Source organism: Haloarcula halobia (assembly GCF_029338255.1).
Taxonomy (GTDB): Archaea; Halobacteriota; Halobacteria; order Halobacteriales; family Haloarculaceae; genus Haloarcula; species Haloarcula halobia.
In genome coordinates this window covers 1,453,804-1,474,725 of record NZ_CP119787.1, presented here as the reverse complement: position 1 = coordinate 1,474,725, position 20,922 = coordinate 1,453,804, and the positions used below count along the sequence as shown (strand labels likewise).

Here is a 20,922-nt window from a genome sequence, read left to right as displayed (position 1 = left end):
GACAAAAGCGTTCAGTCCTGACAACCGAACGATAGTATCTTCCGTTCCCGGCCGATAGGATACCCATGTCGTATCAGACGACACTCGGCTGGTCGCTCGTGTCCTCGGGTCTCGTGACGCTCCTGCTCGGGTTGTTGCCGGGGTCGGACTTGCTGTGGGGGCTGCTCCTGCTCGGCCTCGGCGTCGTGACGCTGTACGTCCGGCAGTGACACCGAAGGTGGAAAGCCCGCCCGCGACGAATCCCCGGTCACCATGGACTACGAGACGCCACAGTTCTTCCGGGTGATGCGGTACGCCCAGCGGGCCGACCGAGACGTCGTCGACATGGTCTCGGGGAACCCCGACTGGGACCCGCCCGAGGGGCTCCGTGCGGGCCTCCGCGAGTACGCCGAGGCCGACGCCGACTCGTTCCAGTACCCGCCGAGCGTCGGTCTCCGTGGCCTGCGCGAGGAGATCGCCGCCCGGCGCGGCGTCGACGTCGACCGCGTCCTCGTCACCAACGGCGCCGGCGAGGCCAACCACCTCGCGATGAGCGGCGGCCTCGAGTCGTTCCCCGGGTCGGAGATCATCCTGACCGACCCGGTCTACCCGTACTACGCGGGTCGCGTGAACTACCTCGGGGCCGACCTGACGCTCGTCCCCGTCGACGACGACGGCCACCTCCGGCCCGCGGCCGTCCGCGAGGCCGCGAGCGACGAGACGGCGGTCATCGTGGTCAACTCGCCGAACAACCCGACCGGCGCCGTCTACGACGCCGACGCGATGGCCGAGTTCGCCGCCGTCGCAGAGGCCACCGACGCTCTGCTGGTCAGCGACGAGGTGTACGACCACTTCGACTACTCGGGCCGGTTCAGTTCGGCACTGGAACGGGACTCTCCGAACGTCGTCGCGACGAACTCCGTCTCCAAGTCGCTCGCGATCACTGGCTTCAGGGTCGGCTACGCCGTCTTCCCGCGCGAGGACGGGCCGAACGGGGAGCTGCTCGACCGCGCCCGGACCCAGCACATGCTCACGAACGTCACCGGGAGTCGGCCCGCCCAGTACGCCGTCGCTCGGGCGCTCGAGACCACCTCGCCGGACTACTACGCGGCGTGTCGTAGCCGCCTCGAATCCCGCATCGACACGTTCTGCGGGGCGCTCGCCGACAGCGGCGCAGCGTACGACCGACCCGAGGGCGGCTTCTACGTGATGGCGCGCTTCCCCGACTTCCCGGGAACGTTCGAGAACGTCTACGAGCTCGTCGACGAGGCCGGCGTGGCGGGGATGCCGGGGGAGGCGTTCGGCGAGTCGCGGGCCGACTGGATTCGGTTCGCGCTGGTCTCCCCGCGGGTCGAGGAAGCGGCGACGCGGCTGGCCGCGCACTTCGGGTGACCGACTCCCTCAGACCGGTTCGACCCGGCGGAACAGCGCCGCGCCGACGGCGATGGTGAGCGTGGCGGCGACGACCATCGCCCCGAAGTCGACGAACAGCGCCCGCTCGGAGAAGCCCACGAGCGCGCCCCGGAGGCCGTCGACGCCGTACGTGAGCGGGTTGAGGTAGCCGACGGCGCGGACCGGGAGCGGGAGGTTCGAGAGCGGGAAGAACGCCCCGGAGAGGAAGGCCAGGGGGAAGAGCGCGAAGTTGATGATGAGGTTGTACCCCTGGGTGTCCTTGAACTGCGAGGCCATCGCCAGGCCGAGGCCGATGAACGTCGCGGCGATGAGGACCAGGAATACGACGGCGACGAGAACGCCCCGGAGCGACACCGGGCGGAACCCGAGGGGCACGGCGAGCACCAGGACGAGCAGGGCCTGGAGCAGCGTCGTCGTCGCGCCCCCGGCGATGCGGCCAACGACCACCGCGGTCCGGCTCACCGGCGCGACCAGAATCTCCTTGAGGAAGCCGACCTCGCGGTCCGAGAGGACCGCCAGCCCGGTGAAGGAGGCAGAGAACAGCATCGTAAAGCCCAGGATGCCGGGGACGAGGTAGTCCAGATACGACAGCGACGACGGAACCGCCCCGAACCGCGCGTCGCTGAACCCGAAGCCGAAGAACACCAGGATGAAGAAGGGCCCGAGCAGGAGGCCGACGACGCGGCTCTTGGCCCGCCAGAATCTGACGAGGTCCCGTTTCCAGAGGCCGTAGACCGCGACGGCGTCGCCACCGGGACGCCCCCCGTCAGTCATCGTCGTCCTCCCCGGCCACCGGCGTGACCGGTGGCCCGGTGGCCGACGCCTCGGCCTCGTCGACCGTCCGCCCGGTCAGCGAGAGGAAGACGCGTTCGAGCGTCGGGCGGTCCACCGAGACCGTCGCGACACTGGCCACCTCGCTGGCGGTCGTCACGAGCGCCGCGACCCGTGCCTCGCCGTCGTCGACGCCGACGGTGACGCCGTCGTCCGTCTCGGTTACCGACCGGACCCACGGACGGTCGCGGACGGCGCGGGCGACTGCCGCAGGGTCGTCGGTGCTCAGGCGGACCACGTCACCGCCCAGGTCGGCCTTCAGGGATTCGGGCGTATCGAGCGCGACCACCTGGCCATCGTCGACGATGGCGACGCGGTCACAGAGCGCGTCGGCCTCTTCCATGTAGTGAGTCGTCAGCACGACGGTGACGCCGGCCTCGCGGTTCAGTCGCGCGACGTACTCGCGGACGGTCTTTCGGGTCCCGGCGTCGAGTCCGACGGTCGGTTCGTCGAGGAAGAGGACGGCGGGTTCGTGGAGCAACCCGCGGGCGAGTTCCAGCCGGCGGGCCATCCCGCCGGAGTACTCGCCGACCGGCTTGTCGCTGTCTGCGCCGAGGTCGACGAGGTCGAGGACCGTCTCGACGCGCTCGCGCCGGTACTCGCCACGCATCCCGTACAGCCGACCGTGGAACCGGAGGTTCTCCACGCCGGTGAGTTCCTCGTCCAGCGCCGGTTCCTGGAAGACGACGCCGATGTTCGCCCGGACTGCACCCGGGTCGTCGCGGACGTCGTGCCCGGCGACGCGAGCGGTCCCGTCGCTCGGCCGGAGGAGGGTACACAGCGTGTTGACGAGCGTGGACTTGCCGGCACCGTTCGGGCCCAGCAGGCCGAGAATCTCGCCCTCGGCGACCGAGAACGAGACCTCGTCGACGGCGACCAGGTCGCCGTAGCGCCGTGTCAGTCTCGCTACCTCGATGGCGTTCATTCGTCCGGACAAGGGACCGGACGGGCTTGAGGGATTCGTCGACTGGCTCGAGCGGCCGACCGAAACCGGCATTTTCCCCGGTTCCTTCTCCCGGCGTATGCACCCCCGAGTGGACGAGTTCGTCGCCCGTGTCGAGGACAGGCACGGGTTCGACGCGGCGGTCACGGAGTTCTCGGAGACGACGCGAACCGCGGGCGACGCCGCCGCGGCAATCGGCTGTTCGGTCGCACAGATAGCGAGCAGTCTGGTCTTTCTCGTCGACGGCGACCCGGTCGTCGCGGTCACGTCGGGCGCGAACCGGGTCGACGAGTCGGCACTCGCCGGCGTCGCCGGCGCCGAGACGGTCGAGATGGCCGACCCGGAGACTGTCCAGGAGACGACGGGGTGGGCTATCGGTGGCGTCCCGCCCATCTGTCACGACCGGCCGGTACCGGTGTACGTCGACGAGACGCTCACCGACCACGCCGAGGTGTGGGCCGGCGCTGGCGTCCCGGAGGCGGTCTTCCCGATCGCGCCCGACGACCTGATAGCGTTCGCGGACGCGACCCCGGCGGCGTTCGTCGAGTGAGCGTCCCCCAGGCCGGTCGACACCGGGCGGCCGGTCGACTCACCTGAATATCATCGACCGTCGGTGCCTGCCCGAGCAGGTCGTCGTCGTAGAATCCGGCGGTCTGGATGGGGTCTGTCTCGTCGATGGCGCGCACCGTCTCGACGGTGTCGGCGAAGTTCGTGTCGGTCGCCTCGTCGACAACCTGGCCATCGAGGACGACGGGGGCGGTGTCCTCGCGCTTGACCTCGGTGACCGACTCGACCTCGTGGAGAGCGCCGACGGCCCGGTGACCGTCGTCGGCAACCCCACCGAGAGAAGCGAGACGACCCCCGCGCCCACGCGCCGCTGTTCGAGGAGCACCGGACGGCGGGGCTCGGTGAAGGCCGACCCGAGCGCGACCTGGCGGCCACCGAGAGCGACGGCCGAACCTGTTCCCGGAGCAATACTTTACTCCCCGCCGCGAGTCTCTCCCGACAGATGCTCGTCGAGATCGCGCTGTTCCTCGCCGGCCTCGCCGGCCTGGTCGTTGGCGCCGACCGGGCCGTGACCTCGGCCGGCGACCTGGCCCTGTACTACGGCGTCTCGCCGTTCTTCATCGGGGTCACGCTCATCTCCGTTGGCACGTCCGTCCCGGAGATGGTCACGTCCGTCTACGCCTCCTTCTACGGCGCGGGCGACCTCGTGGTCGGCAACATCGTCGGCTCGGAGACCGCCCAGATCACGCTGGCGATCGCCGTCGTCGCCTTCATCGCCCCCTTCGTCGCCGAGCGTCGCGACGTCCTCGTCTACGGGTCGGCGATGATCCTGGCGATGATAATCATGATCCTCACCCTCGAGGACGGCGTCGTCAACCGCTCGGAGGGACTGCTGATGATGCTCGCGTACGTCCAGTTCATCTACACCCTCTACACCAACGAGGGCGGCGAGGAGATCACCGAGGAGGTCATCGAGCAACCGAAGACGCCCAGAGAGACGTTCCCCTGGATCCTCGGCGGGCTGGTGCTGGTGGTCGTCGGCGGCCAGCTGATGGTCACCAACGGCGTCGTGCTGGCCCAGCGCTTTGGCCTCCCGGAGTACCTCGTCGGCCTGCTGACCGGCCTGGGGACGACGCTCCCCGAGATCGTCATCGCCGGCATCGCCGCCTCGGAGGGACGCACCGGCATCTCCGTCGGCTCGATTCTGGGCAGCAACATCACCGACCCGGTCTTCTCGCTTGGCATCGGCGCCGTCTTCTTCGACGTGGTCGTCGCCGATCCGGCGGCCATCCGGCCATCGCTGCTGTACATGCTCGCCGTCTCCATCCTCGTGCTCGGCCTGTTCTACTGGCGGCGGGGCATCGACCGCCCGGCCGCGGTGGTCTGTCTGCTCCTGTACGCGCCGACGTTCGTCCTTTCGTGACGGCTGCTGTCGATAGCACCGGTGTCTCACGTCCTCGCGGACTCGTCACAACGGTGATCGATACGGCCATCGACGTCGCACCGCTGAAGCCGAGTAGCTTCCCCACACCGTCCGCAGTTCATCGGTCTGTGGTCGCTTCCTCCGCGACGAACGGCTCTAACACCCGATCGGTGTCGCCGCCTCGACAGAGCACGGTCACGATGTCATCGCCCTGGATCGTGGTCGTTCCGTTCGGCGTGATCACGGCGTCGTCCCGTTCGACCGCAATCACGAGTGTATCCTCGTCGAGAACGTCCTCCGCGACCGCCCGCTCTAGCGTATACCCGGCAATAGGGGCTTCGGCCGGGATAGTCACGTCCACGACTTTCGCATCGCTCGTGAGGCTGATCGCGTCTGTCGGATCGCTCGTGGGACCCTCTTTATCGGGACCGAACCGAGCGTAGGGAACGTGCGTCTCGGCCTCCAGGAGGGTCTCGTCCTCGACTTCGATGCCGAGTCCCGACAGCGCCCGTGCAACGCGGCGAAGACTTTCCGTGTCTTCGCCGACAGCCAGAACGTGGAGGTTCTTGCGGCCGGTCATCAGCTCCCGGATGTTGGTCACGCCCGGAATCGATTGGGCCTCCCGCGCGAGGGACTTCCGCTCCGAGATTGGGGCAGTACAGATATAGAGGTTCGTCAACCGGTCGTCGGCCCGTTCGAAGTCGATCTCGGCGGTGTACGAGCGGATGATCCCGTGGTCTTCGAGTTGATCGATCCGGTTCCGGATCGTTCCCGGCGAGACGTTGACCGCCTCGGCGATCTTCGGCGCGGACGTATCGCGTGCGTTGCGCATCAGTTCGTAGATGATCCGCCGATCGATTTCGTCCAATCGATAGCCCATACCACAGGTCTACCGGACGGAGACTTTATACTATTGTCCAGATTCAGGTTTTGAGAAAATACACCGGCCAGTGATATTCGAACCGCGCTAATAACTGCTACTTTTTACTGAATGCCCAATCAGAACCCGATTTTTATATACAAGGCGACTGACTCTGTTGTATGAATCGTCCGGCACCCGTCTGTTCCTGTCACGGAGTGGTATGAAGATGAACATACTCGAACACGTATTACTCCCGGTCGCCAACGAAGAAGACGCCGAGGCCACGGCAAGGCAACTCGAACCGTACGAGCCGGAACACGTGACGGCGTTGCACGTCGTCGAGAAAGGTGGCGGCGTCCCGGACAAGACCCCGGTCGAACAATCAGAAGAGCTGGCCGAAGAATCCTACGAGGCTGTCCGGCGTGTCTTCCCCGACGCTGATACGCATACCGCCTATCGCCGAGATATCGTCGACGCCATCTTCGCGGCAGCTGATGAAGTCGAGGCGAGCGCGATCGCCTATCGCTCCCGCGGCGGTGGCCGCCTCATGCAGTTTCTCTCCGGCGACCTCTCTCTCAAACTCGTTCTAAACGCAGAACTGCCGGTTATCGCGCTCCCGCGAGTTGAGTCAGAGGAATGAGCGACGAGGAACTCGCCAAAGACCTGGGACTCGTCTCGGCGATGACGATCGGTATCGGGACGATGATCGGGGCCGGAATCTTCGTCCTGCCGGGCGTCGCCGCGAACGCCGCCGGGCCGGTCGTCGTCGTCTCCTTCATCGTCGGCGGGTTGATAGCGATGGTAAACGCGCTGTCTGTCTCCGAACTCGGCACGGCGATGCCGAAAGCCGGCGGGGGGTACTACTACATCAACAAGTCGCTGGGGCCGATGTTCGGATCGATCGCCGGGATGGGCGATTGGATGGGGCTCGCGTTCGCGTCTGCGTTCTACTGTATCGGCTTCGGCCAGTACCTCGCCGTCTTCGTCGGCCTCCCCGAAATCGCCTTCCTGAACCCGATTCAGCTGGGCGCACTCCTCGCAGGCGCTGTCTTCGTCGGTGTCAATTACATCGGCGCGAAGGAGACGGGGGGCGTCCAGACTGTCATCGTCTTCGTTCTGCTCTCGATTCTCACCGCGTTCGCAATCGCGGGGTTTCTCTCGTTCGACTACGCCACACTCGCCGGGGAAGACGGACTCGCTCCGTTCGGTACAGGGGCGATTCTCCCGGCGACCGCCCTCGTGTTCGTCTCGTTTCTCGGCTATGCGAAGATCGCCACCGTCGCGGAGGAACTGAAGAACCCGGGACGAAACCTCCCGATCGCGATCATCGGAAGCGTCGGTATCGTCACCGTCATCTACGCGATTCTCGTGACGACGATGCTCGGGGTGGTTCCGTGGCCGGATCTGAGTCAAGACGCCCCCGTCGCACAGGCCGCTTCGGTTGCCTTCCCCGTCTCGATCGGGCCGATCGGTGGGATCGCTGCCGCTGCTGCCGCGGTGATGACACTCGGCGCACTCCTCGCGACGGCGTCCTCGGCCAACGCTTCGATTCTCGCCTCGGCGCGTATCAACTTCGCCATGGGCCGAGACAAGATCGTCACCAACTGGCTCAACGAGATCCACCCGAACTACGCGACGCCGTACCGCTCGATTCTCGTGACCGGTGGCCTGATCATCGTGTTCATCGCGTTCCTCGGCCGTGACATCGAGGTCCTGGCGAAGGCCGCGAGCGTACTCCACCTCATCGTGTACGCACTCATGAACGTGGGGTTGATCGTGTTCCGAGAGGCAGACGTACCCGAGTACGACCCGGAGTTCACCGTCCCGTTCTATCCGATCACGCCGATCCTAGGGGCAGTGCTATCGCTGGGACTGGTCGCGTTCATGGACGCACTGGAGATTGCGCTGTCCGGCGGATTCGTGCTTGCTGCTGTGCTGTGGTACTTCGTGTACGCCCGGGACAAAACGACCCAGCACGGAGTGCTCGCCGATTATATCCGGAGTCGCGAGGGCGAACTGCCGGACGAGGTCGTCGGCGCCGCTGAGGCAGTCGCACCATCGGGGGACGAGGGCCCAACGACGATGGTGGCGCTGTCGAACCCGCGAACCGAAAGCGACCTGATTACGCTGGCTGGCGCACTCGCGCAACACGAGGGCGGTCGTGTACTCGCAACCCACATCGTCACCGTCCCGGATCAGACATCGCTTCAGACGGCAGCCGAGAACGAATCGGGGCTGAAATCGGCCTCCGAAAAGCTCCTCACTGCCGCGAAGGCGGATGCGGAAGCGTTCGACGTGCCGATCGAACGACGGACGATCCTGTCCCACCGGGGCTTTCAGGAGGTGTTCGACGCTGCCCGGTCGAACGACGTTGATCGCGTCGTGATGGGGTACGGCGGCGCAAAGTTGGCGGGCGGCCGCGCGGAGGGCGCTCTGGAGGAGCTCACGCACGACCTCCCCTGTGATTTCCTCGTATTGGACGGAGAGGATCTCGATCTCTCCGACGTACTCGTGCCGACGGCGGGCGGTCCATCGTCGGACCTCTCCGCGGAAGTGGCCCGGGCGCTCCGCGAAACCATCGGTGTGGATGTATCTCTGTTACACATCGTGGACGACGGTGAGGAAGCGGCGGGTCGAGAGTTTCTCTCGGACTGGGCTGACGGCCACCAGCTGGGCGATGCTGAACTCCTGATCGAAACCGGTGACGTCGAGACCGCGATCGGGACTGTTGGTTCGGCGTACAGCCTCGTGATCATCGGTGCCACCGAGCGCGGGTTGCTGTCTCGGATCGTTCGCGACTCCCTCGCGTTCGAGACGCTCGAGACGCTCGAGACGCCGGTCCTGTTGGCAGAACGGCCGTCCTCGCGAACGTTGAGAGAGCGAATCTTCGGTCGTCGCTGAACGGAGACTGCTTTCGGTATGACTCTCGACTCGGTCGACCGACAGGGTGGGCTGGTGCAGCCCGACGGAACTCGTCGCTGCTCCTGATCAAGTGAGACGGGGGTCTTTCGGTCGTCGGGTTTGAATGGTGGGGCCAGGGTGCGATCAGAAAAGAGACAGCCATCGTACGGTTGTCCCGTCCATCCCGCCAGGGACTGAACACAGCCCCGGTGCTCCAGATACCCCGGTATCGGTCACAGCGAGTGCAACACACCGGTAAGCTGCCACGGTGGAACGACCGAGAACGTCTGCGTTCCCCGATAGCGAACCCGGCGGTTCAAATACCAAGCCGCCCAACCCTGTCTCGATGCGAGATTCGGCCGCCACCGGCGACGAGGCATGGCGCTCGTACTTCGGGTTCGACGAGCCCTACGAGAACCAGGCCGACGCGGTCGAACGGGCCATCGAGGCGGGCAAGTCGCGGGGCTTCCTGGCGATGGAGGGGCCCTGCGGGACGGGCAAGACGATGGCGGCGCTCACCGCCGCAGCCACGCTCGTCCGGGACACCGACCTCTACGAGCGGGTGCTCGTCGTCACGCCCGTCAAGCAACAGCTCGACCAGTTCGTCGACGACCTGCGGACGCTGAACGCCGGGCTCGAGGAGCCCCTGTCCGGCATCGCGCTGGTCGGCAAGCGCGACCTCTGTCCGTACGGCCGCGAGGGACTCTTCCCCGAGGACGCCAGCACGCACGAGCGCTGCGAGGACCTGCGCGAGGCGACGGCGCGACTCGTCGAGGACGACGGGCGCGGGAGCGGCGCCGCCGTCGCCGAGGCGGCCATCGAGACCGAGGTCGACGACGAGGACCAGTGGTGGGACCCGCGGGCGGCTCAGGACCTCGCGACGGCCGCCCGGCCCGACGCCGTCGACCAGTCGACGCTGGGCGAAGACACCCTGGCGACGGCTGGCGCGGCCTCACCCTACCGTCCCACCCAGCCGACCGCCCCCGAGTCGATGGCCGAGAGCGACGACCCGCCGCTGTACTGCCCCTTCGAGGCCGACTGGTACGCCCGCAACAGGGGGTCGCCCGTCGACTTCGGCGTCGGCGAGCACAACGTCGCCACGATAGACGAGTACCTGCCGGCGGCCGTCGAGCGGGGTACCTGTCCCCACCGGGTGATGAGCGTCATGCTGGAGGAGGCCGACGTCGTCGTCGGCAACTACAACCACCTCTTCGACCCCGGGTCGCGTCCCCTCCTCTCGGGGCTGCTCGACGACCGGACGTTCGTCGTCGTCGACGAGGCCCACCGCCTCGAAGAGCGGGTGCGGGACCTGCTCTCCGATAGAGTGGGGCGACAGACGCTGAAACAGGCCCGCAACGACTGCAACCTGCTGGTCCAGCGGGCCCAGCAGAGCAGCGACCACAAGCGACAGGTCCGGGAGGTGCTCTCGGCCCGGGAAGTGCCTCTGGACGCGGTAGACCGCGCCCGGAAGTTCTACGACGACCTGCTCCGGTGGCTGGACGACCGCGTCGAGTCACACCTCGACGCGGAACACGAGGGGTGGCGCGCGGAGCCGAGCGTCCTCCCGGAGCACGACCGGGAGATTCCCCTCAGAGACCCCGACACGGTCGAGCAAGACGAGTTGACGGAGTGGGCCGAAAAGCGGGGCTACGACGGGCGGCTCTGGCGCTCGCTCGCCCAGATCGGCGCGGCCGTCGAGGACGTCATCGACCAGCTCGGCCTGACGCGCCAGCCCGTGTGTGCCGCCGTCGGGGTCATCGCGGGCCAGTGGTGGGAGCGCGATCACGCGACGTTCCTCCGCGAGATCGAACTGGAGCACTCCCCGACGGATCGCCGCCGCGTCGACGCCGACTACCAGGCCGTCTACACGCCCGGCCTCCTCTGTTACAACTGCATGCCCGCGACGGCGCTGAAGGAGGTGTTCGACGAGCTGGGCGGGGGCGTCCTGATGAGTGCCACGCTCGAACCGCTGGACGTGTTCACCCGCGTCTCCGGCCTGGAGGCGCTTGGCGAGTCGTCGACGGAGGACGAGGCGCCCCGGCCGGTCCGCTCGACGACGTACGACCTCCCGTTCCCGCCGGAGAACCGGGCCTCCTACCTGGTCGACGCGTGCCCGTTTACCGCCCGGAATCGGGGCGACCCCGACGAGATGAAACCGCTTGGCGAGAACTGGAACCCGACGCGCGACGAGTACGCACAGGCCCTGCGGGCCCTTGCTCGCTCGCCCGGCAACGTCATGCTGGCCATGCCGAACTACCGCGAGGCACGCTGGGCGGGCGCATACCTGGAGGAGGCCGTCGAGAAACCAGTCGTCGTCGACGAGGCGTCCAGCAACGAGGCGACCGACCGCCGAAAGCGACGGTTCTTCCGCGGCGATGGGAAGGTGCTGGTCACCTCCACGCGCGGGACGCTGACCGAGGGCGTCGACTACGACGGGGCGAAACTCTCGACGTGTGCGGTCGTGGGGGTCCCGCTGGTGAACATCGGGTCGCCCCGCGTCCGGGCGGTCCAGCGGGCCTACGGCGACGCCTTCGGCGAGGAGAACGCCTTCGAGTACGCGCTGACGGTGCCGGCGGTCCGGCGGGCCCGCCAGGCCATCGGGCGGGTAATCCGGGGCGTCGACGAGGTGGGTGTCCGCGCGTTCGTCGGCCGCCGCTACACGCCCGACGCGCGCCACTCGGTGTATCCATACCTCCCCGAGGGGGAACGCGAGGAGTTCACCACGATGACACCGGAGTTCCTCGCGGGCCAGCTCGACCGGTTCTGGCCGGAGCACGGGTAGGCCCCGCTATCGAATACCGGTTCATTTCGTAGGCAACAAAAGACATTTATCCGACTAATTGCCTTTATCTGAGGATGCCCGAGTGCCAGAACTGCGGAAACTTCGTCACCGAGCAGTACGTACGGGTCTTTACGCCAGAAGCAGTCGAGTCACAGGGACCGCGGGTCTGCCCGAACTGTGAGGACAAACTCAGGGACGGCGCGGACGTTCGTGAGGCGCGGTCGTCGCGACAGTAGGGGAGACGTTTTCGGGAAGTACTCAAGGCCGGCCGACCGTAGCCACGGCTATGACCGACCTCGACGTCGAAGCAGTCGACCAGGTGGCACCACCGGAGGGGATCGACGCCCCAGACTACGTGCTCTACGGCGGGAAGGGTGGCGTCGGGAAGACGACGTGTGCGGCCGCGACGGCGCTCGCGTCCGCGCGCGACGGGACGAAGACGCTCGTCGTCTCGACTGACCCCGCCCACTCGCTGTCCGACACGCTCGAGACGGAGATTGCGGCGACGCCGACCCGCATCCGCGAGGACGTCCCGCTCTTTGCCGCCGAGATCGACCCCGAGGCCGCGATGGGCGAGGGACCGCTCGGGATGGAGGAGGGCGCACTCGGCGGCCTCGGCGAGATGCTCGGCGGCGAGGGGATGCCCGGCGCGGGCGGCGAGGACCCGGTGGCCGGCGAGGACGGCTTGCTGGGCGGGTCGATGCCCGGGGCCGACGAGGCCGCGGCGATGCGGCTGTTGCTCGAGTACGTCGACGACGACCAGTTCGACCGAGTCGTCATCGACACCGCGCCGACCGGCCACACGCTCCGGTTGCTGGAACTCCCCGAGACGATGGACTCGATGGTCGGGAAGATCCTCCAGCTTCGCGAGCGGTTCTCCGGCATGCTCGGGAACCTCACGGGGATGTTCGGGGACAGCGAGGACGTCGACCCGGAGGCGGGCATCGAGGACCTGCGTGAACTGAGCGACCGCATCGAACACCTGCGGGCGGTCCTCCGTGACCCCACCAAGACCGACTTCCGGGTAGTCATGGTGCCCGAGGAGCTGTCCGTCGTCGAGTCCGAGCGCCTGCTCGACCAGCTCGACGCCTTCGGCATCCCCGTCGGCACCGTCGTCGTCAACCGCCTGATGCAGGACCCGAAAGAGATTCTGGGCGAGGACGTCGACATCGAGGGGCCCAACCACGCCGACTGCTCGTTCTGTGCCCGCCGGTGGGACGTCCAGCAGGAGGCGCTCCGGCGCTCCCAGGACCTCTTCCGTGGCCACGACGTCCGCCGGGTGCCGCTGCTGGCAGAGGAGGTCCACGGCGAGCGGTTGCTGTCGGTGGTCGCGGCCTGTCTCGACTAGTCGACCACCAGCACGCGCAGGTCGTTGACGTTCGTCCCGGTCCGGCCGGTGACGATGCGGGCCTCCCGGCCGTCCAGGAAGCCGCCAGCGTCGTTGTCGTCGAGGGCATCCCGGGCGGCCGCTGTGTCGGTGACCGTCTCGCTGTCGACGATGGCGCCGGCCGCGTCGCTCGCGCCGTCGCGGCCGTCGGTGTCCACGGCGGCCAGGACGGCCCCGGCCGGCAGGTCGATGGCGCCCGCGAGCGCGAACTCCTGATTGGGTCCGCCCTCGCCGTCGCCCCGGACCGTCACGGTCAGTTCGCCACCCGAGAGCACGACGGCGGGTGGCTCGACGGGGTTGCCGGTCGAGACCACCTCCTCGGCCACCGCGAGGTGGGCCAGGCCGGCCTCGCGGGCCTCGCCGCGAAGTCGTGAGGAGAGGACCATCGTCTCGTAGCCGTGCTCCAGGGCCGTCGACCGGGCCGCCTCGAGTGCGGTCCAGGCGTCCGCGAGCACGTGCGTCGAGACCCTGTCGAACGCGGGGTCGCCCGCCGAGGGGGTCTCGGGCGCGTCGCCGTCGACGCCGGCCTGCAGGTACCCGCGGACCGCGGGGGCGTCGATGTCGTACCGGTCCAGGACCGCCAGCGCGTCGGCGAACGTCGTCCCGTCGGGGACCGTGGGGCCGCTGGCGATGACCGAGAGGTCGTTGCCGACGACGTCCGAGAAGACCAGCGTCGCCACCGTCGCCGGTGTGGCCGCCGCGGCGAGTCGCCCGCCTTTCAGCCGCGAGCAGTGCTTGCGGACGGCGTTTATCTCGTCGATGGTCGCGCCCGATGCGAGCAGCGCGTCGGTGACCGACTGGAGCGCCTCGAGACCCACCGCCTCGGCCGGTGCCGGGAGCAGCGCGCTCCCCCCGCCGGTGATGACGGCCAGCACCAGCGTCGACGCGTCGGCGGCCCGGGCCTGTTCGAGGACCGCTTTGGCGCCCTCGACGCCACGCTGGCTGGGGACGGGGTGGTCGCCCTCGCGGACGGTCACCTGGTCGCAGGCATCCGGGTCGTCGGTGACGACGACGCCCCCCGTGATAGCGTCGCCGAGGACCGTCTCGAGTTCGCGTGCGACCTGGGCGGCGGCCTTGCCACCGCCGAGGACGACGACGCGCTCGTAGGCCTCGAGGTCGTAGACGGCGTCGTCGATTCGGAGCTGACTGCCCGTGCGCTGGACCGCCTCGGCGACGACGGTCCGGGGCCGGGCGGCCTCGATGCCGGCCTCGAGGCAGTCAAGCGCGCAGTCGTGGGCGGGCGAGCGAGCGAGGGTGTCGGAGTCGCGTATCATGGTCAGACGAACTTCCGTACGAGGTCGACGGCGGCGTCTCGCCAGCGCGGGGGGAGATACCGGGCCAGGAGCAGGACGCGGGCCGCCTCGCCGACGGGATAGCGCGGGCGCGGGTCGCTGGCGTTCGCGGCGTCGCGAACCGTCAGCGCCACCGCCTCCGGTGAGACGGCGAAGGCGTCGGTGACCCCCGAGAGCCGAGCGTCGGCGGCGGCCTCGTAGAGCCAGTCGTAGGCCCCCGTCGCGTCGGTGGCCTCGCGCTCCGCGACGGCCCGCTCCTCGAACCCGGTCTCGACGGGGCCGGGTTCGACGAGCACCACGTCGACGTCGTACTGTGCGACCTCAGCGCGGAGCGCGTCGTGGAGCCCCTCCACCGCGTGTTTCGAGGCGGCGTAGACGCCCTGGCTGGGGAGCGCGAGCTTCCCGGCGACGTCGGAGAGGGTGACGACGGTCCCGTTCTCGCGGGCCCGCATGTGCGGGAGCACCTCGCGAATCAGTCGGTGTGGGCCATAGAGGTTGACGTCGAACTGGGCGTCGACCTGTCCGGTCGAGACGTCCTCGACGGCTCCGAACTGGCCGTAGCCGGCGTTGTTCACGAGGCAGTCGACGCGCCGCTCCGCGTCGACCAGATCCTCGACGACCCGCTCGCACTCGCGGGCGTTGGTCACGTCGAGCTCGGCCGTCACGCACCCGTCCGGCAGGTCCGCCAGGTCCGATTCGTCGCGTGCGGTCGCCCAGACCGTCCAGTCGTCGGCCAGGAAGGCCTCTGCAGTCGCTCGCCCGATTCCGGAGGACGCACCCGTTATCAGCACCGTCTTCGCCATGTGTCGTCTGGGCGAACACGCCCCGGGCAGTTATACGTTGTCAGGGACGGTCACTCGGCGTCGACGGTGACGGTCGTCGAGGCGGTGTCGTCCCCGGTGGTGGCCGAGAACGTGTACTCGCCCGGCGGGAGGGCCGCGGTGTCGTACGGCTCGAGGTCCACGAACCGCAGGTCGTCCGGGTCCAGGTCGACCACCAGGTCCCGCCGGAACTGCAGCACGTCCGGGCCGGTCAGACTGGTCCACACCCGTCGCTCGCCGGCCGCGTCCCCCTCGTTGCGAACGAGCCCCCGCAGTTCGACGTCGGCGCCGCGTTCGACCGACACGTCCGACTCCACGACCTGGATGCTGACCGCCGCACCGTCGTCGGGTGGCGGGGCCGACTCGGCCGCGCTGGTCACCACCTGGTCGTCGATGCGAACGGTCGCCGGGCCGACGACCGAGCACTCGGTCACCTCGCCCGTGAACTGATACCGGTCGCGCTCGCCGTCGGCGACGGTCCCGGTCGCGGTCGCCCCGTCCCGGTCCTGGGGGAACGGGTCGGTCCGTTCGTCGTCGTCGTACTCGAGGTCACCGCTGACAGCGAGCGCGTACTCCGCCCGTTCGGCGCCGGTGCTCTCGACGACCAGGTCGTGGACCTCGGCGTCCGTGCCGGCGGCGGACTCGGGGCGCAGGTCGGCGTCGAACACCGAGAGGTCCAGCCGACCGTCGTCGAACACAGAGAGGTCGACCCGGTCGTCGTCGACCGTCACGACGGCGGGGCCCTCGGTCCGGACGTCCGTGAGTTCGCCGGTGAACGTAAAGACGTCCTCGCTGGCCCCCGCGACGGAACTGCGGGCACGGGCGCCCTCGATGAACTCCGGGTGGGCCGGTTCGTCGCCCGCGGGCCCGTAGGCGAGGGTGCCGCTGACCTCGAACTCGTAGAAGACCCGGTCGCCGTCGTCGCTCCGGACGACCAGCGTCTGGTCGACGCCGACGGCCTCGGAGCTCGCGTCCGCGACGCGGTGGAAGTAGTAGGGCGCGGTCGAACGGACGGCGCCGTTCTCGTCGACGAGCAGGACGAACACGCGACAGTAGTCACAGAAGGTCGTGACTGACAGCGTGGCCGTGTCCCGGTCGCCCTGGACGGACGTGGCCCCGAGGTAGACGTCGCCGCCCCGCAGGAACCACACCGTCCGGTGGAGGTCGGCGTCGGGGTCCCGCACCGCTATCGTCAGGTCGACGGCGTCGGTGTCGTCGGCGTAGGTCACCTCCTGGACCGCGGTCGGCCGCTCGAGGACCGGTGCCTGGCTGCCGCCGTCCGCGACGGTAACTGTCCACGCGACCGTATCGACGTCCTCGCCGGCCTCGTCGACGACGACGGCGGTCACCTCGTGTTCGCCCGGCGACTCGAAGGTCCGCCGGAGGAAGTCCATCCCGTGGTGCAGGTACTCGTCGTGGAGCGGCCCGACGTCGGTCGCCTCCCGGCCGTCGACCGTCCAGCGCGTCCCGGCCCGGCCCGCGGCCGACTCGGGGACGCCGACTTCGAACAGCAGTTCCGTCCCGGGGGCGACCGTCGCCGCCTCGCGAACGGGGGTGATGCGTCGCGCGCTCGTCTCTATCTCTTGGTCGGATGCCATGGGCTCTCCTCCTCGGCCGTCAGATTCGCTGGATCGGTCGGTGACGAGGGGAGCGACGCCGACGGCCGTCCCGTCGTAACGCCCCCGTCGCCGACCCGTGCGAGCGTGGCCATCTGCCGTCGTCGAGACGGTCGAGGGTCATAGTTAGTCGCCGCTTGTCGGGCGACGGCCGCTCACTCGCCCGTCTCGACCCGTTCCCGTGCGGCGTCGGCCGCCCGGTCGGCGAGGCGGGTCGGTTCGGGCAACTTGTAGCCGGTAGCCGTCGCCAGGACGATGTCGGCGGCCGTCGTCGCGCTCACCCGGTGGCCGGGACTCACGACGAGCGGGTTGACGTGGCGGTCGGGCGAGTCGTACTGGCGGCTCTGGACGGCGTAGCCGATGACCGTCCCCTCGGCGGCCGTCTCGACGTCGGGGTCGGCCTCGATGGCCACGCGTTCGCCGACCGGGAGTTTCCGGTCCAGCGAGGCGCGCGGCCGGCCACAGAGCAGGTTCTTCGCGACGCCGACCGTCGGCACGTCGAGCGTGACGCCGACGTGGGTCGCCAGGCCGGCCTCGCGGAAGTGGACCCGCCCGCTGCCGTCGACGAGGACGACGTCGGGGTCGTGGTCGAGTCGCTCGAAGGCCGCGAGGATGGCCCCGCCCTCGCGGAAGGAGAGCAGGCCGGGGATGTAGGGGATGACCGCCGGGGCGACGGCGGTGACCTCTTCGACGACGGCGCCGTCCTGCAGGACGACGACGGCCGAGACGGCCCGGTCGTCGACGAAGGCCTGGTCGACGCCGGCGACCAGCGGCGCCTCGTCGGCAGCGTCCCCGGGGGCGTCCGCCAGCGTTCGCTGGTCGCTGTCGGTCCGGAGTGACGCGACGTCGAACGAGAGGTCGTCCTCGAAGACGGCGGCCGCCGCGATGTCGCGCTGGAGGGCCTCCATCGCCGCGCGCGAGAGCGACGGGTCCGGGACGAACTCCGGGCGAACGACGTCCATCGGTCAGGGGCGGCGTCGGCCGGGGCCGCCGGGACCGCCCGGACCACCCGGGCCGCCACCGCCGAACTGCAGCGACGACGGGACGTGTGCCCGGCTCTTGACCTTGTTCCCGTACCAGAGGCCGATTCCCAGCCCGATGAGGTGGGCCGTGTGGGCGACGTTGCCCCCGAGCAGGCCGACGCTGCCGGGCGAGAGCATCCCGAAGACGCTCGCCAGCAGGTAGAACCCGGTGATTGCCCAGATAGGCACCGGGATGAGGAAGTAGAGGTACACCCGCAGGTCCGGGTTCAGCACCGTCAGGAAGCCGAGGATGGCCAGCGCGGCCCCGCTCGCCCCCAGGACGCCGTAACTGGCCCCCTGGACCAGCTGCAACAGGACCTGTCCCAGCCCCGCCAGCATCCCCGAGGCCAGGAAGAAGACGGTGAACCGCTTCGAGCCCAGCTGCTGTTCGACCAGCCGGCCGAAGAAGTAGATGACGATGCCGTTCCCGAGGATGTGGTAGAACCCCGCCGGGTCGTGGGCGAAGATCGAGGTCACCCACGTCCAGACGTACAGGAGGTTGTCCGGGTGCAACAGGAAGATAGAGCGCCAGAGTTCGGACCGCGAGTAGAAGACAGGGTTCGAGATGCCGACCAGCTGGCCGACGACCTGTTCGGCGATGAAGGTGATGGCCATCAGCGCCAGGAACACGTAGGTCATGTTCCCACGGAAGTAGCCGAAGACGCCGCCCGGCCCGGTGTCGAGTCCGACGCGGTCGGCCAGCCCGCCCGACTGGCTGGACCCGCCGGTCGTCACGCTGTCGTCGAACCCGCTGTCGAACACGCCGTCGGGGTCGCCCTAGCTGTCAAGCCCCGGACAGTCGTGTGCCTCGGGCAGTCGGTGTTCCCCACAGTACGTCCCGCCACAGTGCCCACACTGGTAGGGCATACTTTCCGACCTACCACACACGTCGCACTTCGCCATTGGGCGAGTGTAGTGGGGACGGGACAAAAGGGGTTGTGTTTGTGCGGGTCGCCGGCACGAACGACAGTCTCGAGGTGGCGTGTTTTTGTGGCCCCGCTTCGAATGGGTGACCGATGCAAGCGACAGTCTACCACGGCACGCGAGACGTTCGCGTCGAGGAAGTTCCGGACCCGGAGCTCGAGGCATCGACCGACGCCGTCGTCCGAATCACGCACACCGCCGTCTGCGGGTCGGACCTCTGGTTCTACCGCGGCGAGCGGGACTACGAGGAGGGGTGGCGAACCGGCCACGAACCGATGGGCATCGTCGAGGCGGTGGGCGACGACGTCGACTCGGTCGACGTCGGGGACCGCGTCCTCTCGCCCTTTGCCATCAGCTGCGGCGAGTGCGGGCCCTGTCGGAAGGGTATCTACACCTCCTGTATCGAGGACGAGGGGTGGGGTGGCGAACACGACGGCGCGCAGGGCGAGAAGGTCCGGGTCCCGTACGCCGACGGGACGCTCGTCCGGGTGCCCGACCGACACGCCGACGACGAGGACATGCTCGAGTCGCTGCTCCCGCTGACCGACGTGATGTGTACGGGCCACCACGCAGCGGTCAGCGCCGACGTCGAGCAGGGGAGCACCTGCGTGGTGATCGGCGACGGTGCGGTCGGCCTCTGTGGCGTGCTCGCGGCCCAGCGCCTCGGCGCGAACCGCATCGTCGCGATGGGCCACCACGAGGACCGCCTCGAACTGGCCGAGGAGTTCGGCGCCACCGACGTCGTCTCCAGTCGCGGCGACGAGGCCGTCCGTGAAGTCGAGGCGCTGACCGCCGGCGGCGTCGACCACGTACTGGAGTGTGTCGGGGCACAGTCGTCGATGGAGACGGCCGTCGACGTCTGCCGGCCGGGCGGGACGATCGGCTACGTCGGCGTCCCCTACGGCGTCGAGGGTGGCGACCTGCTGTACTCGCTGTTCAGCGACAACATCACGCTGGCCGGCGGCGTCGCACCCGTCCGGGCCTACGTGGAGGACCTGATGGACGACGTCCTGCAGGGTGTGCTCGACCCCGCGCCGGTGTTCACGAAGACGGTCGACCTCCAGGGCGTCCCGGAAGGCTACCGCGCGATGGACGAGCGGGAGGCTATCAAGGTCCTCGTCAAGGTGTAGACCCGCTACGCGTCGTCGCGTTCCCGGGCGACACAGATCCAGGCCGGGTCGCCGTCGTACTCGATGGCCCCGCCGGAGACCTCGATGGTGACCGACTCGCCGTCTGCCCGGAGGACGGTGCACTCGGTCTCGAAGGAATCGGCCTGGTCATCGTCTGGGGTCTGGAGCACCTCCAGGGAGTCGGCCCGGTCGGTGCCGACGACGAACGAGGGGGGCTGGCCGACGAGTTCGTCCTGACCGTACCCGAGAATCTCGGCGAGTCGCTGGTTGACGTAGACGAACTCACCGGCCTGGACGATACAGACCCCGGCCAGCTCCTGTTCGACCAGGCGCTGGTACCACGAGAGCGCGCTCCAGAACTGCTGTTCGGTCCGGTACTGCTCGACGGCGTTTCGCACCCGGTTCGCGAGTACCTCGTACGTGTCGGTCCCGGTCCCCTTCTGCATGTAGTCGGTGACGCCGGCCGCGATGGCCTCGCTCGCGATCTCCTCGCTGCCCTTGCCGGTAAAGAGGATGAAAGGGAGGTCCGGGTGCTGGTCGCGCACCAGCTCAAGCAGCTCAAGGCCGTCGGTGTTTGGCATCTGGTAATCGCTGACCACGCAGTCGACGTCGCCCTCGCGGACGTGTTCGAGCGCCGCCACGGCGCTCGTCTCGGTGACGACGGTCAGATCCTCGTCGATTCGCTCCAGGAACGTGCCGACCATCTCGCCGAGGTCCGGGTCGTCGTCGACGTGCAGGACGCGGATCGTACGCTCCTCGCGCAGTTTCGCGAGCGGGACGGGCACCTCGATGGCATTGTCGGTGGGCTGGTCTGTGGACTCCGTCCGCAACAGGGGTGCGTCGTGACCGGCCGCCCGTGTGCTGTTGTGCAGGACGGACCGCGAGAGCCTGACCGTCTCCCCGTCCAGGTGCAGGACCCGGTCCCCCGTCATCGTGCCACCCCTCGCTCGCGCGACGGCCGCGGCGCGCCGACGGTCCCGCCCGACCCGCGAGACCGTCGCGAAGATGCCGCCGGTTCGCCCGCGATGTAAGTGCTGGAGAGAGCCATCTGTCGAATAGTCTGGACTCCAGTTGTGTAGGGAGTCACAA

Annotated in this window: 18 protein-coding genes and 1 pseudogene; 10 read left to right on the top strand and 9 right to left on the bottom strand. The window is 68.6% G+C overall.

Features of this window, described 5'->3' with window-relative positions; translation table 11 throughout:
• Positions 1 to 65 precede the first annotated feature (65 nt).
• Positions 66 to 209, top strand: a complete 144-nt coding sequence (locus P1K88_RS07785; RefSeq protein ID WP_276413897.1) for a hypothetical protein — start codon at positions 66 to 68, stop codon at positions 207 to 209.
• Positions 210 to 252: 43 nt separating this feature from the next.
• A complete protein-coding gene (locus P1K88_RS07780) occupies positions 253 to 1,371 on the top strand; it encodes a pyridoxal phosphate-dependent aminotransferase (protein WP_276413896.1) in 1,119 nt (372 codons plus the stop codon).
• Between the two features lie 9 nt (positions 1,372 to 1,380).
• Here the strand turns inward: P1K88_RS07780 and P1K88_RS07775 are convergent, their stop codons facing one another.
• Both P1K88_RS07775 and P1K88_RS07770 read right to left on the bottom strand, forming a co-directional pair.
• Positions 1,381 to 2,166, bottom strand: a complete 786-nt coding sequence (locus P1K88_RS07775; protein ID WP_276413895.1) for an ABC transporter permease — start codon at positions 2,164 to 2,166, stop codon at positions 1,381 to 1,383.
• Positions 2,159 to 3,148 carry an ABC transporter ATP-binding protein gene (locus P1K88_RS07770; protein ID WP_276413894.1) on the bottom strand — a complete coding sequence of 330 codons (990 nt, stop codon included), beginning with the start codon at positions 3,146 to 3,148 and terminating at the stop codon, positions 2,159 to 2,161. Before P1K88_RS07770 ends, P1K88_RS07775 begins: the two co-directional genes overlap by 8 nt.
• 97 nt (positions 3,149 to 3,245) lie before the next feature.
• Here P1K88_RS07770 and P1K88_RS07765 point away from each other — a divergent pair, with 97 nt between their 5' ends.
• Both P1K88_RS07765 and P1K88_RS07760 read left to right on the top strand, forming a co-directional pair.
• Positions 3,246 to 3,716: a YbaK/EbsC family protein gene (locus P1K88_RS07765; RefSeq protein ID WP_276413893.1), complete on the top strand. Its 471-nt coding sequence runs from the start codon at positions 3,246 to 3,248 to the stop codon at positions 3,714 to 3,716.
• Between the two features lie 459 nt (positions 3,717 to 4,175).
• Positions 4,176 to 5,096: a sodium:calcium antiporter gene (locus P1K88_RS07760; protein WP_276413892.1), complete on the top strand. Its 921-nt coding sequence runs from the start codon at positions 4,176 to 4,178 to the stop codon at positions 5,094 to 5,096.
• A 118-nt stretch (positions 5,097 to 5,214) separates the two neighbouring features.
• On the opposite strand, the gene P1K88_RS07755 is transcribed toward P1K88_RS07760, so the two are convergent.
• Positions 5,215 to 5,976, bottom strand: coding sequence for an Lrp/AsnC family transcriptional regulator (locus P1K88_RS07755; protein WP_276413891.1), 762 nt, complete (start codon positions 5,974 to 5,976; stop codon positions 5,215 to 5,217).
• A 208-nt stretch (positions 5,977 to 6,184) separates the two neighbouring features.
• Between P1K88_RS07755 and P1K88_RS07750 the strand changes: the two genes are divergently transcribed.
• The 5 genes from P1K88_RS07750 to P1K88_RS07735 all read left to right on the top strand — a co-directional run bounded on the left by P1K88_RS07750 (position 6,185) and on the right by P1K88_RS07735 (position 12,989).
• Positions 6,185 to 6,598 (top strand): universal stress protein, encoded by a 414-nt coding sequence (locus P1K88_RS07750; RefSeq protein ID WP_276413890.1) that lies wholly within the window; start codon positions 6,185 to 6,187, stop codon positions 6,596 to 6,598.
• A complete protein-coding gene (locus P1K88_RS07745) occupies positions 6,595 to 8,859 on the top strand; it encodes an amino acid permease (RefSeq protein WP_276413889.1) in 2,265 nt (754 codons plus the stop codon). The genes P1K88_RS07750 and P1K88_RS07745 overlap by 4 nt, the downstream gene beginning before the upstream one ends.
• Positions 8,860 to 9,205: 346 nt before the next feature.
• Complete coding sequence (locus P1K88_RS07740; protein ID WP_276413888.1) at positions 9,206 to 11,641, top strand: ATP-dependent DNA helicase; 2,436 nt, start codon at positions 9,206 to 9,208, stop codon at positions 11,639 to 11,641.
• A gap of 74 nt (positions 11,642 to 11,715) precedes the next feature.
• Positions 11,716 to 11,877, top strand: a complete 162-nt coding sequence (locus P1K88_RS18425; RefSeq protein WP_276276834.1) for a DUF7563 family protein — start codon at positions 11,716 to 11,718, stop codon at positions 11,875 to 11,877.
• Between the two features lie 50 nt (positions 11,878 to 11,927).
• Complete coding sequence (locus P1K88_RS07735; protein ID WP_276413887.1) at positions 11,928 to 12,989, top strand: ArsA family ATPase; 1,062 nt, start codon at positions 11,928 to 11,930, stop codon at positions 12,987 to 12,989.
• On the opposite strand, the gene P1K88_RS07730 is transcribed toward P1K88_RS07735, so the two are convergent.
• The 5 genes and pseudogenes from P1K88_RS07730 to P1K88_RS07710 form a co-directional block, all read right to left on the bottom strand.
• The gene (locus P1K88_RS07730; protein WP_276413886.1) at positions 12,986 to 14,302 is read right to left on the bottom strand and encodes a glycerate kinase type-2 family protein; all 1,317 of its coding nucleotides are present in this window, start codon (positions 14,300 to 14,302) and stop codon (positions 12,986 to 12,988) included. The two genes, P1K88_RS07735 and P1K88_RS07730, sit on opposite strands and share 4 nt — an antisense overlap.
• 2 nt (positions 14,303 to 14,304) lie before the next feature.
• Complete coding sequence (locus tag P1K88_RS07725; RefSeq protein ID WP_276413885.1) at positions 14,305 to 15,123, bottom strand: SDR family oxidoreductase; 819 nt, start codon at positions 15,121 to 15,123, stop codon at positions 14,305 to 14,307.
• Positions 15,124 to 15,173: 50 nt separating this feature from the next.
• Positions 15,174 to 16,739 carry a hypothetical protein gene (locus P1K88_RS07720; protein ID WP_276413884.1) on the bottom strand — a complete coding sequence of 522 codons (1,566 nt, stop codon included), beginning with the start codon at positions 16,737 to 16,739 and terminating at the stop codon, positions 15,174 to 15,176.
• A gap of 173 nt (positions 16,740 to 16,912) precedes the next feature.
• Positions 16,913 to 17,719: an endonuclease V gene (locus tag P1K88_RS07715; RefSeq protein WP_276413883.1), complete on the bottom strand. Its 807-nt coding sequence runs from the start codon at positions 17,717 to 17,719 to the stop codon at positions 16,913 to 16,915.
• A gap of 3 nt (positions 17,720 to 17,722) precedes the next feature.
• A pseudogene (locus P1K88_RS07710) lies at positions 17,723 to 18,682 on the bottom strand (rhomboid family intramembrane serine protease).
• 113 nt (positions 18,683 to 18,795) lie between these two features.
• Between P1K88_RS07710 and P1K88_RS07705 the strand changes: the two are divergent.
• Positions 18,796 to 19,833: a zinc-dependent alcohol dehydrogenase family protein gene (locus tag P1K88_RS07705; RefSeq protein WP_276413882.1), complete on the top strand. Its 1,038-nt coding sequence runs from the start codon at positions 18,796 to 18,798 to the stop codon at positions 19,831 to 19,833.
• A gap of 5 nt (positions 19,834 to 19,838) precedes the next feature.
• Here P1K88_RS07705 and P1K88_RS07700 read toward each other — a convergent pair whose 3' ends face one another.
• Positions 19,839 to 20,765 carry a response regulator gene (locus tag P1K88_RS07700; RefSeq protein WP_276413881.1) on the bottom strand — a complete coding sequence of 309 codons (927 nt, stop codon included), beginning with the start codon at positions 20,763 to 20,765 and terminating at the stop codon, positions 19,839 to 19,841.
• Positions 20,766 to 20,922: the final 157 nt, after the last annotated feature.

Excerpts from the sequence above, each read along its gene's own strand:
- P1K88_RS07785 (WP_276413897.1), top strand. The coding sequence starts at position 66 with ATGTCGTATCAGACGACACTCGGCTGGTCGCTCGTGTCCTCGGGTCTC.
- P1K88_RS07780 (WP_276413896.1), top strand. The coding sequence starts at position 253 with ATGGACTACGAGACGCCACAGTTCTTCCGGGTGATGCGGTACGCCCAG.
- P1K88_RS07775 (WP_276413895.1), bottom strand. The coding sequence starts at position 2,166 with ATGACTGACGGGGGGCGTCCCGGTGGCGACGCCGTCGCGGTCTACGGC.
- P1K88_RS07770 (WP_276413894.1), bottom strand. The coding sequence starts at position 3,148 with ATGAACGCCATCGAGGTAGCGAGACTGACACGGCGCTACGGCGACCTG.
- P1K88_RS07765 (WP_276413893.1), top strand. The coding sequence starts at position 3,246 with ATGCACCCCCGAGTGGACGAGTTCGTCGCCCGTGTCGAGGACAGGCAC.
- P1K88_RS07760 (WP_276413892.1), top strand. The coding sequence starts at position 4,176 with ATGCTCGTCGAGATCGCGCTGTTCCTCGCCGGCCTCGCCGGCCTGGTC.
- P1K88_RS07755 (WP_276413891.1), bottom strand. The coding sequence starts at position 5,976 with ATGGGCTATCGATTGGACGAAATCGATCGGCGGATCATCTACGAACTG.
- P1K88_RS07750 (WP_276413890.1), top strand. The coding sequence starts at position 6,185 with ATGAACATACTCGAACACGTATTACTCCCGGTCGCCAACGAAGAAGAC.
- P1K88_RS07745 (WP_276413889.1), top strand. The coding sequence starts at position 6,595 with ATGAGCGACGAGGAACTCGCCAAAGACCTGGGACTCGTCTCGGCGATG.
- P1K88_RS07740 (WP_276413888.1), top strand. The coding sequence starts at position 9,206 with ATGCGAGATTCGGCCGCCACCGGCGACGAGGCATGGCGCTCGTACTTC.
- P1K88_RS18425 (WP_276276834.1), top strand. The coding sequence starts at position 11,716 with ATGCCCGAGTGCCAGAACTGCGGAAACTTCGTCACCGAGCAGTACGTA.
- P1K88_RS07735 (WP_276413887.1), top strand. The coding sequence starts at position 11,928 with ATGACCGACCTCGACGTCGAAGCAGTCGACCAGGTGGCACCACCGGAG.
- P1K88_RS07730 (WP_276413886.1), bottom strand. The coding sequence starts at position 14,302 with ATGATACGCGACTCCGACACCCTCGCTCGCTCGCCCGCCCACGACTGC.
- P1K88_RS07725 (WP_276413885.1), bottom strand. The coding sequence starts at position 15,123 with ATGGCGAAGACGGTGCTGATAACGGGTGCGTCCTCCGGAATCGGGCGA.
- P1K88_RS07720 (WP_276413884.1), bottom strand. The coding sequence starts at position 16,739 with ATGGCATCCGACCAAGAGATAGAGACGAGCGCGCGACGCATCACCCCC.
- P1K88_RS07715 (WP_276413883.1), bottom strand. The coding sequence starts at position 17,719 with ATGGACGTCGTTCGCCCGGAGTTCGTCCCGGACCCGTCGCTCTCGCGC.
- P1K88_RS07705 (WP_276413882.1), top strand. The coding sequence starts at position 18,796 with ATGCAAGCGACAGTCTACCACGGCACGCGAGACGTTCGCGTCGAGGAA.
- P1K88_RS07700 (WP_276413881.1), bottom strand. The coding sequence starts at position 20,765 with ATGACGGGGGACCGGGTCCTGCACCTGGACGGGGAGACGGTCAGGCTC.